The sequence below is a fragment of the Halomarina rubra genome, from assembly GCF_023699475.1.
Taxonomy (GTDB): Archaea; Halobacteriota; Halobacteria; order Halobacteriales; family Haloarculaceae; genus Halomarina; species Halomarina rubra.
This window is the reverse complement of record NZ_JALXFV010000003.1, coordinates 95,739-108,930: the sequence shown is the minus strand read 5'-3', so window position 1 is coordinate 108,930 and position 13,192 is coordinate 95,739. Positions and strand designations below refer to the sequence as shown.

Annotated in this window: 14 protein-coding genes (1 of these 14 running past the window's edge); 7 read left to right on the top strand and 7 right to left on the bottom strand. The window is 68.4% G+C overall.

The window, feature by feature from the left end; all coding sequences use genetic code 11:
* The first annotated feature begins 72 nt into the window (after positions 1-72).
* Together M1L36_RS05720 and M1L36_RS05715 are read left to right on the top strand one after the other, a co-directional pair.
* Complete coding sequence (locus tag M1L36_RS05720; protein WP_250872765.1) at positions 73-387, top strand: hypothetical protein; 315 nt, start codon at positions 73-75, stop codon at positions 385-387.
* Between the two features lie 154 nt (positions 388-541).
* Positions 542-859, top strand: coding sequence for a hypothetical protein (locus tag M1L36_RS05715; RefSeq protein ID WP_250872764.1), 318 nt, complete (start codon positions 542-544; stop codon positions 857-859).
* On the opposite strand, the gene M1L36_RS05710 is transcribed toward M1L36_RS05715, so the two are convergent.
* The 7 genes from M1L36_RS05710 to M1L36_RS05680 form a co-directional block, all read right to left on the bottom strand.
* Entirely contained in the window at positions 856-1,170 is a 315-nt protein-coding gene (locus M1L36_RS05710; RefSeq protein ID WP_250872763.1) for a PadR family transcriptional regulator, read from the bottom strand. The genes M1L36_RS05715 and M1L36_RS05710 overlap by 4 nt on opposite strands.
* A gap of 355 nt (positions 1,171-1,525) precedes the next feature.
* The gene (locus M1L36_RS05705) at positions 1,526-2,659 is read right to left on the bottom strand and encodes a branched-chain amino acid ABC transporter permease (protein ID WP_250873442.1); all 1,134 of its coding nucleotides are present in this window, start codon (positions 2,657-2,659) and stop codon (positions 1,526-1,528) included.
* 229 nt (positions 2,660-2,888) lie between these two features.
* Complete coding sequence (locus M1L36_RS05700; RefSeq protein ID WP_250872762.1) at positions 2,889-3,911, bottom strand: branched-chain amino acid ABC transporter permease; 1,023 nt, start codon at positions 3,909-3,911, stop codon at positions 2,889-2,891.
* Entirely contained in the window at positions 3,908-4,600 is a 693-nt protein-coding gene (locus M1L36_RS05695; RefSeq protein WP_250873441.1) for an ABC transporter ATP-binding protein, read from the bottom strand. Before M1L36_RS05695 ends, M1L36_RS05700 begins: the two co-directional genes overlap by 4 nt.
* A gap of 98 nt (positions 4,601-4,698) precedes the next feature.
* Positions 4,699-5,511, bottom strand: coding sequence for an ABC transporter ATP-binding protein (locus M1L36_RS05690; RefSeq protein ID WP_250872761.1), 813 nt, complete (start codon positions 5,509-5,511; stop codon positions 4,699-4,701).
* 2 nt (positions 5,512-5,513) lie between these two features.
* Positions 5,514-6,956 carry an ABC transporter substrate-binding protein gene (locus M1L36_RS05685; protein WP_250872760.1) on the bottom strand — a complete coding sequence of 481 codons (1,443 nt, stop codon included), beginning with the start codon at positions 6,954-6,956 and terminating at the stop codon, positions 5,514-5,516.
* Between the two features lie 232 nt (positions 6,957-7,188).
* Positions 7,189-7,896 (bottom strand): helix-turn-helix domain-containing protein, encoded by a 708-nt coding sequence (locus M1L36_RS05680; protein ID WP_250872759.1) that lies wholly within the window; start codon positions 7,894-7,896, stop codon positions 7,189-7,191.
* Between the two features lie 158 nt (positions 7,897-8,054).
* On the opposite strand from M1L36_RS05680, the gene M1L36_RS05675 reads away from it, so the two are divergent.
* From M1L36_RS05675 to M1L36_RS05655, 5 genes are all read left to right on the top strand, one after another.
* Positions 8,055-8,708 (top strand): helix-turn-helix domain-containing protein, encoded by a 654-nt coding sequence (locus tag M1L36_RS05675; RefSeq protein ID WP_250872758.1) that lies wholly within the window; start codon positions 8,055-8,057, stop codon positions 8,706-8,708.
* A 262-nt stretch (positions 8,709-8,970) separates the two neighbouring features.
* Positions 8,971-11,481 (top strand): methyl-accepting chemotaxis protein, encoded by a 2,511-nt coding sequence (locus M1L36_RS05670; RefSeq protein ID WP_250872757.1) that lies wholly within the window; start codon positions 8,971-8,973, stop codon positions 11,479-11,481.
* Between the two features lie 48 nt (positions 11,482-11,529).
* Complete coding sequence (locus M1L36_RS05665; protein WP_250872756.1) at positions 11,530-12,027, top strand: chemotaxis protein CheW; 498 nt, start codon at positions 11,530-11,532, stop codon at positions 12,025-12,027.
* The gene (locus M1L36_RS05660) at positions 12,024-12,398 is read left to right on the top strand and encodes a response regulator (protein WP_250872755.1); all 375 of its coding nucleotides are present in this window, start codon (positions 12,024-12,026) and stop codon (positions 12,396-12,398) included. The genes M1L36_RS05665 and M1L36_RS05660 overlap by 4 nt, the downstream gene beginning before the upstream one ends.
* Before the next feature lie 52 nt (positions 12,399-12,450).
* Positions 12,451-13,192: the start of an ATP-binding protein gene (locus tag M1L36_RS05655; protein WP_250872754.1), read on the top strand. It continues 2,834 nt past the right edge of the window; 742 of the gene's 3,576 nt are visible here — the first part of the coding sequence; its start codon is at positions 12,451-12,453; the stop codon falls past the right edge of the window.

Below are 13,192 nucleotides of genomic sequence, written 5' to 3'. Positions count from 1 at the left end.
GCGGACTGTCCCTGCCAGGACGACCGTGACCGGACGGCGACCGACGGGGGAGCGTGCTGCGCGCCCGAGTAGATGTTCCTCGTCGACCTCCTCGTCGGGCTGCTCGTGAGCGTGTTGCTCACCGGTCCGGCCGTCTACGTCGGCCTCGCCGTCCGGACCGGGACGGCCGTGACCTACGCTTACGCCGTCGGCGTCGCGCTCGTGGCGCTCGTCCTCGGCGGCCTGACGACGCTCGTGTTCGGCTGGCTCCCGGTCGTCGGCGTCGTCCTCTCGCCGCTGGTCTGGGCGGGTACCGTCCGGGCGCTCACCCGCGCGGAGTGGCCCCTCGCGCTGCTGGTCGGCTTCGTCACGTGGGCACTCGCCTCGACGGTGTTCTTCGTCACGTGAGTCCCGCACCGACCGCCGACGGACCGACGTCCGCTCGCGGGCCACCCCCACGACGGCGGTCCGTCCTCCGGCCCTCCACCGCGCTCCGACCCCGTATCGCTCGCTCACCGCTCCAGTTCGACGCCCCCGCGCGTCCCCCCCACCGTTTCACACCATGACCCTCGAAACCGACATCGCCCTCGGACTGCTCCAGCTCGTCGCACTGTCCATCCCACCGATCGCGGTTCTGATCAAGATGCTCCGCGCCGCGGACGACCTCACGTGGCGACTCCGCAAACTCAGCTTCGGCCTCGCCATCACCAGCGTCATCTCGTTCATCGGCACCGGTGCGGCCGTCGTCGTCTTCCTCCTCGGGCAGGCCGCCCTCCCCGCGTCGCTGGTGGCCGCCATGTCACTCGCCGTGGTCGGCCTCGTCCCGTTCGCGCTGTTCACGGGCGTGCTGTACGTCGAACACAAGCGGTCGTTCGCCTAACTCCGCGCGAACGCCGTCGTCGCCGCGTCGAGGTGGTCGCGGGCGACCCGCCGCCCCCGCTCGGTCGGCCGGTGGTGGTACGTTCGCCCGTCGACCGGGGCGCGTTCGAGCGCGCCGTGGGCCTCCAGGCTGTCGAGGTTCTGGTAGACCCGCCCGTGGCTCACCGCCCCGTAGCCGTGGCGTTCGAGGTGCCGGCGGAGCGTCGCCCCGCTCGTCGGCTCCCCGTCGTGCTCCAGCGCGGCGGCGGCCTGCAGCAGGTCGCGTTCGAACCCGGTCAGTGCGGTCCACGTCAGGTCCGTCTCGGACGTCATAGCCGACCCGACGACGCGACCGGGGAAAACCGCGACCGGGTCGTTTCCGATTGTTCCGGGTCCGACGGATTCCGTCGTCTCGGACGCCCTCGCGACCACCGTCGACCCTTTCCGCCGTTTCCGGGTCCGTTCCGATAGCCCCGCCCTCTGACCCACACCGCCGCCGCCCGTCGGACCCGTTCCGGCGGCCGGCGTCAGCAGTCGTGGGTCGACCCGCCTCCCGAAGACGCCCAGCGAACGAATCCAGCGGACGAAACTGGCCGAGCGTGAACGCGAGCGCGAGGACCACGGGTGGGACCGCGACGTCGAACGCTGAACTCGGAAAGAACTGCCGAACGACCGCCTGGGCAGGCGGTCAGTCGTCCTCGCTCGCCGTCCCGCGTGCCGTCTCCGTTCCGCCCCGCGACCGGAGTCGAGCGGCGACCCGCTTCGACACTCGACCGCCCGCTCGTTCGCGGACGGTCCCGAGCAGGCCGTTCGGGACGAACAGGACGAACAGGACGAACAGGAGACCGAGGTACAGGCTGGCGTGGCCGTTGAGGAACGTGTCGACGGCCTCACCGACGGTCATCCCGTTGAGGATGACGGCGTCGAGGACGCTCTGGGGGAGGTACTCCTGGAGGAACGGCAGCAGGCCGCCACCGGTCCCCTCCTTCGAGAGGAACTCCCGGAGCAGTTCGTCGAACCACGTCCCGAACAGCGGGCCGGCCAGCGTGCCGAACCCGCCGATGATGCTGACGAGCAGCGCGTCGCCCGTGACGAGGAAGAAGAACGTCTCGTCGGGCGACACCGCCCGCGAGTAGCCCGCGAACAGGCCGCCGGCGACGGCGGCGAAGAACGCCGACACCGCGAACGCCACCAGCTTGTAGCGGTAGGTGTCGTAGCCCACGGCGCGGGCGCGCTCTTCGTTCTCGCGGATGGCGAGCATCACCTTCCCGAACGGGGAGTGGATGACCCGCTGCATCGCGAAGTAACAGACCAGCACGACGAGACCGATGCAGTAGTACGACACCTCGACGGTCGACAGTTCGAGGCCCGCGATGGCGAGCGTGTCGCCCGTCAGCTTCCCGATACCGAGTCCCAGCGCGTCGACGAACGGGACGCCGATCTCGAACGCGCCGGGGTGGAGGTCGAACGACACCGAGATTCCGTCTTTGGGGTTCGGTCCGACGTAGTCCCAGTCGCGGACGAACACGTAGACGACCTGCGAGACGCCCAGCGTAATCATCGCGAAGTAGACGCCCGAGAGGCGGAACGACACCGCCCCGATGGCGAACGCCAGCGCGACCGCGAGGAGGCCCGCGAGCACGAGCAACAACAGGAACGGCGTCCCCGAGGGTACGAACGGCAACAGCCCGTTCGCGGCGAGGACGACCGTGTACGCTCCCGTGCCGAAGAAGACGGCGTGGCCGAACGACAGGTAGCCGGTGTACCCCGAGACGAAGTCGAAGCTCATCGCGAACAGTCCGAAGTACAACACGACGATCATCGTGTCCACGCGGGGGAGCACCGCGTACAGCAGGTCCGGCACCCACCCCAGCGGGGCGGGGAGCGAGAGTCCGACCGCGAGCGTGTACAGCCCCGGGTACAGCGCGAGGAACGCGATGACCAGCAGGTGCGGGACGTGTTCGCGGCCGTAGCGGACGAGCCACGACTCCTCGGTCGTGGCCTCGGTCTCGGTCACGCCGTCGCCGCCGTCGGCGGTGTCGGTGGGTGCGCTAATGGCCCCCCACCTCCGCGCGACCGAACAGCCCCTGCGGGCGGATGACGAGCATCACCACGAGGATGAGGAACACCGTCAGCTGGGGCAGAGGCGGGAAGTCGACGACGCTGTTGACGAACAGCCACTGGGCCAGCGCGTCGGCGAACCCGACGATGACCGCCGCGACGACGGTGCCCCGGAACGTCCCGAGGCCACCGATGATGACGACGACGAACGCCGGCAGCAGCGTCTCGGTCGCCAGCGGGACGGACGCCCCCCAGTTGTTGTCCCACATGAGGAGCATGCCGGCGACGCCGGCCAACCCCACGCCCAGCGCGAACACCGTGGTGAACACGCGTCGGACGTCGATGCCGAGCGCCTCGGTCATCTCGGCGTCCTCGCTGCCCGCCCGCACCACGAGGCCGTAGCGCGTCCGGGTGAGGAACGCCCACACCGCGGCGACGGTGGCCGCTCCCAGCAGCATCTCGAACAGGTCCATCCCGCCGACCGAGACCGGACCGAGCACGAGTTGCTGGCCGAGGAAGTACGGTTTCGTCCCCAGCGCCTCCTGCCACTCGGTGATGGGCTGGAGACCGTAGAACAGCACCACGATACGTACGAGCTCGTCGATGACGAGCGTGATGCCGAACGTCAGGAGGATCTGGTAGATGGGCGGCCGGTCGTACAGCGGGCGGATGAGCCCGACTTCGAGGGTCGCGCCCAGCGCCGACAGCAACCCGAACACGACGACCAGGCCGACGAAGAAGAACGCGAGGCGCGTCCACGGACCGGTCGCGCCGGTGACCAGCACAACCATCACCAGCCCGCCGAGGTACGCTCCGAGCATCGTCAGCGAGCCGTGGGCGAAGTTGAGCACGCCCATCAGCCCGAAGATGAGCGTCAGGCCCATCGCGAGCATGGCGTAGACGGCGGCCTTCGACAGCGCGTCGAACAGCACCGAGGACAGCGCGTCGAAGGTGAACAGCTCCGCGAGCTGTAACGGGAGCGCCCCGACGCTCGCGGCGAACAGCGCGCTCATGCGGTGAGATACCCCCGGAGGTCGTCGTCGTCGGCACTCACGTCGTCGGTGTCGCCGGTCGCGACCACCTGCCCGTTGTCGAGCACGTAGAAGCGGTCGGCGAGGTCGAGCGCCAGCGGGAGGTTCTGTTCGACCAGCAGGACGGTCGCCTCCCGACTCGCGTCGGCGATGGCGTCGGCGACGTCCGCGACGATCTGCGGGGCGAGGCCCTCGCTCGGTTCGTCTATCAGGAGGAGGTCGTTCTCGCCCACGAGACCGCGGGCGATGGCGAGCATCTGCTGTTGGCCCCCCGAGAGCGCGCCCGCCTCGGCGTTCCGGCGCTCTTCGAGCGCGGGGAACGTCTCGTAGACCCGCGCGACGGCGGCGTCGACGTCGCCCCCCTTCGGCACCGAGATGCGGACGTTCTCCTCGACGGTCAGCGCCGAGAACACGCGGCGGTCCTCGGGAATCCAGCCGACACCGCGCTGGGCGACCTCGTTGGTGCCCAGGCCGACGAGGTCCTCGCCACGGTAGTGGACGTGGCCCTCGCGTGGCGGGGTCAACTGGAGGATGCTCCGGAGCGTCGTCGTCTTGCCGACGCCGTTGCGGCCGATGAGCGCGACGACCTCGCCCTCGTTCACGTCGAGGCTGACGCCCTCGAGGATGTGGCTCTCGCCGTAGTAGCTGTGGACGCCCTCGACGGCCAACAGCGGGTCGGCGGGCGTGCCCGCCCCCGAGTCGGTCTCTCCGTCCGTCTCGGTCGTGGTGTCGACACCGCTTGTGTCGTCGGCGGGTGCGTCGCTCGAACTCACGCCGACCCCTCCGCGGTGTCGCCGTCCTCGCCGCGGTCGGTCCCGCGGGCAGCGCCGGGTTCGTAGCCGCCGAGGTACGCCTCCTGGACCGCGGGGTCGTCGCGGACCTCCTCGGGTGTGCCGTCGGCGATGACGCTCCCGCGGTTCAGGACGACGATGCGGTCGGAGACGTTCATCACGATGTCCATGTTGTGCTCGACGAGCAGGACGGCGTGGTCGCTGGCGACGTCCTCGATGAGCGCGACGATGTCGTCGACGCTCTCGGAGGAGACGCCCGCGTTCGGTTCGTCGAGCAGGAGCACGTCGGGGTCGCCCGCCAGCGCGATGGCGACCTCCAGTTGGCGTTTCGCGCCGTGGCTCAGCGACCGGGCCGGGGTGTCGGCGCGGTCGGCGAGGCGCACCCGGTCGAGGATGTCGTCGGCCTCCTCGACGTAACGGTCGAACGCACCGGCGTTACGCCAGAGCGTGTAGGAGTCGCTTCCCGCCGCTTGCGCGGCGATACGGACGTTCTCGTGGACCGTCCGCTCGGGGAAGACGCTCGTGATCTGGTACGAGCGGTGGACGCCGCTGGCGGCCGTCGCGTGGGGCGGTGCCCCGGTGACGTCCTCCCAGGTGTCGCCACGCCGTCGTTCGACCGTACCCTCCGTCGGTTCGAGCACGCCCGTCAGCAGGTCGAAGAACGTCGTCTTGCCCGCGCCGTTGGGGCCGATGAGCGAACAGAGTTCGTCGCCCAGTTCGAAGTCGACGTGGTCGACCGCGGTGAGGCCACCGAACCGTTTCGTCAGTCCTCGCGTTCGGAGTCGGGCCATGCTCAGAGCGAACAGTTCATCTCCGAGGCGTCGGCCGGGATGGTGGTCTGGTCCTTCGAGATGGTGGCGACCGGTGCCGAGGGTTTCACCGGTGCGTTCCACAGGTCCTCGTCGTTCGGGACGACGTTCGCGACGGTCATCGGCGAGCGCGCCTGGTTGTTGTACTCCTGGAAGACGTACGCACCCTCGCCCTTCGGGGTGTCCTGGACGGTCATCCCGCGCATAGCGTCGGCGATCTCCGCGCCGTCGGTGGACCCGGCGGACTGCGCGGCCTGGACGATGGCCGACGCCGCGGTGAACGTCCCCGAGGTGAACAGGTCGGGCACCGCGTCGTAGGCGTTCGAGTACATCTCGACGAAGCGGTCGTTGATCTCGTTGTCGTACTGGTTCCAGTGGTAGCGCGTCGTGAACGGCCCGAGGTTCGAAGCCTCGACCTTCTCGGCGGTCAGCGGGTCGCCCAGCACCTTCTGCATCGTCTGGCCGACGATCTGGGTCGTGATCTGGGTGGCGAACCCGCCGAACACACTGAAGTCGTAGTTCCCGTTGAGGACGGTCGTGAACAGCGCGGGCAGCGTCGCGACGGTGAACCCGCCGACGATGCCTTCCGCGCCCGCGTCGGCCGCGTTGTCGAGCAGCGGCGTCCACTCGGAGTAGCCCTGCTCGACGAACCGCTCGCCGACGATCTCGACGCCGTTGGCCTGCAGGACGGTCTTGTAGTTGTTGACGACCGCGCGACCGAACGAGTAGTCCGCGCCGAACAGGTACACCTTCGAGACGTCGGAGTTCTCGGCGACGTACTTCCCGCCCGAGCGGGCGTCCATCGCGGTGTTCTCGCTGGTGCGGAACACCAGGTCCGTACAGGTCTCGCTGGAGGAGGTGACGTCCGCGGACGCCGCGGGGCCGATCATCGTCGGGACGCCCGACTGCTTGGTGACGGTGTTGACGACCTGCGTCGCCGACGCCGAGGAGGTACAGCCGAACAGCAGGTCGACCTCCTCGCTCTGGACGAGGTCGGTCGCGACCTCCTGGGCGGTCGACGCCTGCAGTTTCGTGTCCCGGACGTGCATCTCGACGTCGAGGTTGCCCACGCTCATCGTCTTCGTCCCCGTCGAGGCGTCGGGCAGCGAGGAGGCCTCTCCCTTGTAGCCGAGTCCCGAGTAGAACCCCCACAGCGCCTGCTGGCCGTAGTACTTCAGGTCGCCGGACACCGGCTGGACGATGCCGACCTTGAGCGTGCCCGAGACGTCGCCGGCCGACCCGGTGGTCGTGCCGGTCGTCCCGTCGCCCTCGGTCATCGAGCCACCGTTCGTGGGCGACCCGTCGCCGTTCCCGTCGGTCTGGTTGCCGTCGCCGTCGTCGCTGTCGTTGGTACAACCGGCCAGCGCCGTGACGCCCGTCGCGCCGAGCGTCGCGAGTACTCGCCGTCGTGTTGGCTGCGCATCCATGACTCTACGTGTGAATGACCGTACGGTGTGAAGCAACCCCGGGTTAACATGTTAACCTGCGACGGCGCGACCGTGAGCTGTGCTACGTCGAGCGTGCGTCTGAGAAACGACTGGAAACTCCACCGCTCGCGTCTCGGAGCGTCTCGCTCGCTACTTTCACGGTTCGCTGCGCTCACCGTTCGGACTCCGTGGTTCTCGGTCGTTCGCTGTCGCTCACCCCCCTCAAACCACGCTACTCCTCGTCCATCTCGTCGAGCGCCTGCGTGATGCGAGCCATCGTCTTCGCCTGTCCCCGACGCAGCGTCTTCGAGACGGCGGGTTTCGACACGTCGAACCGGTCGGCGAGCGTCCCGAGCGTCTCGCCGCGAGGGCTGTCGAAGTAGCCGCCGTCGACGGCCGCTTCGAGCGTCTCGCGTTCGCGGGGCGTGAGGTCCCGACAGCCCTCGACGAGCGTCATCGCCGCCCCGACGTTCTGGACGAAGCCGCTCAACTCCGTGATGTCGACGGGGTCCCGCGAGACGACGTCGTACTCGTTGTCGCGGTCGAGCGCCGACAGCGCGGCGTTGGCCGACCCGTCGCGGTCGAACCCCACGTGCCACAGTTCGCGGCCGTCGGCGATGCGAAACGGGCCGGTGATGTAGCCGTCGTGGTCGCGGATGGTGCCCATCGCGGCGGTCTCGTCGATAGCCGTCCGGACGTGTGCGACCGCGCCGCGCCGGGAGATGAGGTCGTACTCGCGGAGTCCGTCGTGGTCGCGCAGCACCCGCAGCCCCTCGTCGACGGCGTCGGGGGAGGCCCCCTCGACGACCATCCGGGTCTCTAGCCGGTCGTCGGTCGGGTCGAACTCCCAGTGAGCCGCGCAGAAACTGACGGCAGCACCGTCGCTGGCCGCGATGAACGGACAGTCGTACTGCTCCATGTCGAGGGTGAGTTCGAGCATACCCCGGTCGTCGCCAGTTCGTGTTCCGCTCGGAACATAAATCTTGCCGGACGGGTGACGGCGGCCGGCCCGACACCCCGGTTGGTGGCCGATTTCGGCCGAACGTTTCGGATACGTGAACAAAGTGTTTAGTCGGAGTCTCGTGTTGAGACCTTCATATGGCAACTGTTGCGGGGCTCACGATTCCCGCCCGTTCGTTCGCGCTCGCCGGCGCGCTCACCGCGCTTCCGGAGACGACGTTCGTCTGTGAATCGACGGTCGCCCCCGGAGAGGGTGGGGCACCGCTGCTCCGCGCGACCGGGGGAAGTCGGGAGCTTATCTCTGAGGCGCTGGCGGGCGACGACAGCGTCGCGTCGTTCACCTGTCTGGCCGACCACTCGACGGAGTTCCTCTACCACGTCAAGTGGACCCCGGAGTTCGACCTCGTCCTCCGGATGCTCTCCGGGACCGGGACGGTCCTGAGCGCCCGCGCGTCGGGGGCGAGTTGGAAGATACGCGTCCTGTACCCGGGACGGGGGGCGCTGTCGTCGGCCCACGAGACCAGCACGGACCACGGCGTCGCCGTCGAGATCGACACCGTCTCGCACCTCGACCCGGAGCAGCCCCAGCGGTTCGGCATCACCACCGAACAGCGCGAGGCGCTCCTGGCCGCCTGCGAGCGGGGCTACTTCGACATCCCGCGACGCATCGGTCTCCGGGAGTTGGCCGCCGACATCGGTATCTCCCACCAGGCGCTCTCCGAACGACTCCGGCGAGGCCACGACACGCTCATCACCGAGACGCTCGCCGAACGAGAGGGCGTCACGCTGTAGCACGCTAGTCGCCCTCCCCCTTCTCGCGAGAGCTGTCGGACGACAGAGAGAAACGCCCGTAGCGACCGCCCTCGACGCTTCAAACGGGTGATAACGACCGATTAATCGTTCGGGCGGCTCACTGGGGTACATCGGCCGTTTTCGACCGCAGTGGTGTGGTTTAGTGCCTACCTATCGACTAGATAGGCTTCGTGTAAATTCCCGTTCTGAGAAATACATGTGTTGGACAAAGTTTAAGCACAAGTAAGTTTGAACACCGGACATGTCGGGACCGCTCCGCTCGGTCGTTCCGGATTTCATCCGCAAGAGCTACGCCCGCAAGTTCGGGATCGTCCTACTCATCCTAGGCGTCTCCGTCGGACTTGTCGGTGTAGTCACGACCGCACAGATGCAGCAGCAGATGAACGCTGGTGTTGACGACCAGTACACGAGTTTCGCGGCCAGTGAGGCACACAGCCTCGAAGGCTGGCACGACAGAAACACCGGGTTCGCACCCGCTATCGCACAGTCGGACGTTATCCAGCAGGGTGAGGACACGTCCGCCGCTCTGACCGAGTGGCAGGCACGCCTCCCCGACGGAACGCACTCCGTCCACTACGTCGACTTCGTCGACGGGGACGTCACCTCGACGGACACGGGCGTCGACGGGTCGACGTTTCAGGCGCTCTCACAGCCCTGGAGCGACAAGGACGCCGTCTACAACCAGACCGTCACGGCGAACGCGTACTACACGCAGTACGGTTCGTACGGCGAGAACCAGTTCGTCTCCGAACCCCACCTCGTCCAGACCACGAACGGGACCGTCCCCGCGGTGACCTACGGGTCGCCCGTCAAGGGCGAGATCGGTGAGTACGTCTTCGTCACCATCCGATTCGACAGCTACCAGTCGGTCTCCATGACCGGCGACCAGACCGCCGCCGACATCGCGCTCGTCAGCGCGAACGGCGAGACGGTGATGCGCCACGCTCACGAACTCGGGCACGCCTGGCTCCCCGGCACGCTCTCGCGTGCGGAGATGGAGCAGCGCGCCGAGAACATGGGCGGCATGCACGGCGACATGGCGATGGGCGAGATGGACATGAGCAGCGTCCCTGCCATGTACCAGACCAACGCGACGACGCTCACGACCTACGAGAACGACGAGATCGTCGGCCTCGCGCAGTCCGAGGGCGGCTCCGGTGCCCTCCGCGACGGTGAGGCCCCCGGCGCGATGGCCGGGCTCCTCGCCGACGGTGGGTCGCTTCGCAACTACGCGGAAGTCGGTGACACCGGCTGGGTCGTCGTCACCGAGACGCCGATGACCACCGCGTACTCGACGGAGATTACGCAGTTCAGTCTGCTCGGCTCCGGCCTCGCAGTGCTGTTCATCGGTGTGTTCGGTGTCGTGCTCGGGACGAGCACCGCCCGCTCGGTCAACCGCCTGCGCGGCAAGGCAGAGCAGATGGAGCAGGGTGAGTTCGACGTCGACCTCGAGACCTCGCGCGAAGACGAGTTCGGTCGCCTGTACGCCGGTTTCGCCGCGATGCGCGACCGCGTCCGCGGCCAGATCGAGGAGACCGAGACCGCCCGTGCAGAGACCGAGAAGCTGAACCGCCGGCTGGAGAGCCGTGCAGACGACTATAGCCAGGTCATGCAGGCGTGTGCAGCGGGTGACCTCACCCGCCGCATGGACCCCGCCGACGAGAGCCGTGCGATGGCCGACGTCGCGACGGAGTTCAACGCCATGATCGACGAGATCGAGGCGACCGTCGACCGCCTGAAGACGTTCAGCGACGAAGTGGCGACGTCCACCCAGCAGGTGGCCGCCAGCGCCGAGATGATCTCCGAGGAGTCCGAGGACACCTCCGAGTCGCTCAAGGAGATCAGCGAGGACGCGCGAAAGCAGAACGAGACGCTCCAGACGGCGTCCGAGGACATGATCTCGCACCTGACGACCATCGAGGAGATCGCCGAGTCGTCCACGGACGTGGCGTCCATCGCCCGCGAGACCGCAGAGACCGGCCGGTCCGGTCGCGACGCGGCCGCGGACGCGATCCAGTCGATGGAGGAAATCGAGGCACAGTCCGGCGAGACCGTCGACGAGATCGAACTACTCGAACAGGAGGTCGCCCAGGTCGACGAGCTGATCGAGTTCATCTCCGAGGTCGCAGAGCAGACCAACATGCTCGCACTGAACGCGAACATCGAGGCGTCGCGTGCCGGCGAGTCCGGCGAAGGGTTCGCCGTGGTCGCGAACGAGATTAAGAACCTGGCCGAGGAGACCAAACAGACCGCAGGCGACATCGAGGACCGCCTCGAGCGCATCCGCGCTCAGACCGAACAGACGGTGACGGAGGTCCGTGAGAACAGCGACCGTATCTCCGAGAACACCGGCTCCGTCGAGAACGCGGCCGACGCACTCGACGAGATTGCGGCCTACGCCCAGGAGACCAACGACGGTATCCAGGAGATCTCCGAGTCGACCGAGGAGCAGGCGGCCTCGACCGAGTCCATCGTGCGGACGGTGGACGAGGCGGCCTCCATCTCCGAGGAGACGACCGTCGAGTCCGAGTTCGTCGCGACGGCCGCGGAGACCCAGACGACCGCGCTGCGCGAAGTGTCCGGCGGTGCCGGTGCCCTCGCAGAACAGGCGACGCGCCTGAGCGACGCGCTGGACCGCTTCGAGACCGGCGACGAGGACGACGCCGTCGACGTCGACGACGCGGCCGAGGTGGCCGACGAGGAGACCGCGGACCACGACGAGGACGCCGTTCCCGCCGAACGGAGTGACTGAACCGATGCGTCACCAGACCCGACCGGCCGGCCGCTGCGGGTGGTCGCAGTGAGCGAGGCCGAACACGCCGGCGCGAGCGAGACCCGCGAACTCGTCGAGTTCGTCACCGTCTCCGTCGGCGCGGCGGAGTACGCCTTCGAGGTCGCCCGGGTCGCGCAGGTCACGGACGTACCGCCCATCACGCGCATCCCGCAGACGGTCGACCTCGTCGCGGGCCTCGCGGGTGTCGGTGGCGAGATGGTCTGCGTGCTCGACACGCGGGTCGCGTTCGACCTGCCGCCGAGCGACCGGGACGGTAAGCTGCTCGTCCTCGAACGCGAGGACGACGAAGCACAGCGTATCGGTGTCCTCGTCGACGGTATCGGCGACATCGTGCGCTACCCGGTCACGGCCATCGAGCGGCCGGAGAAACGACCGAGCGCCGCGACGGGGCCGTGGGTCACGGCCGTCGTCGGTGCGGAGAGTACGACTAGTGGTGACGTTGCCGTCCTCGGCGTCGAGCGACTGGCAGCGAGCATCGCCCCAGACCTGGAGAACACAGCATGAGCGACACTATCGGCATCCTGATCGTCGACGACTCCGATTACATGCGGAGTCGTCTGAAGAACGTCCTCGACGACACGCGGTACTACATCGTCGACGAAGCACCCAACGGCGCGTGGGCCGTCCAGAAGTACAAGGAACACGCCGCCGACATCGACGTCGTCCTGATGGACATCGTGATGCGGAAGGCGAACGGCGTGAAGGCCACCGCGGCCATCAAGCACATCGACCCCGACGCACGGGTGCTGATGTGTACGTCGGTCGGCCAGCGCAAGAAGATGAAGCTCGCGGCCCGCGCGGGTGCGGACGGCTACGTCACGAAGCCGTTCGACGACGACGACATCATCGGGGCCATCGACGGCGTCCTCGCATGAGTCGCCCCTTCAGCATCGGTGTCGACCAGCGCGGACGGGAGGTGCGCCGCGGATGACCGTCAGCGATGAGTTCGTCCGTGAGAGCACGACCCAGCTCCGGGACCTGAGCGACGGGCTCATCGCCATCGAACAGGCGCCCGAGGACGCGGCGACGCTGGACGAGGCGTTCCGCACCGCTCACAGCCTGAAGGGCAACTGTGCGATGGCGGGGCTCGACGACGCGAGCGCGGTCGCACACGCCGTCGAGGACGTTCTCAGCGCCGTCCGCGCCGGCGAGGTCCGACCCGAATCCGACCTCGTCGACGCGGCCCTCGACGGGGCCGACGCTATCGAAGCGCTCGTCGAGTCGGCCCAGCGCGGGACGGCGGCCGACGCCGACACCGACACCGACGCCGTCGTCGAGACGCTCCGCGAGCGACTCGCGGCACGCAAGGAGGCCGACGCGGACGTCGAACCGCTCGTCCCCGAGGAGGGGACCGACGCGGAGGACGCCGACTCGCAGTCGGCCGAGGCCGACGCGCCTCCCGACGACCAGCCGGACGACCTCGACGCCGACGTGCTCGACGCGCTCGACACGGCGGCGGAGTACGACGACCTCGACGAACTGCTCACGTCGATGGACGACGACGGCGACCTCGACGAGATGCCAGACCTCCCCGAGGCGAAGGGCCTCGGCGAGGGCGAGCAGCTCGAATCGGCCGTCGCCGAGGACGTCCCGGACGCGGCCGACGCCTCCGGCGAGGGGCCGTTCGCGGTGCCCGAGGAGGACGACCCCTCGGCGGACTCGCTCGTCG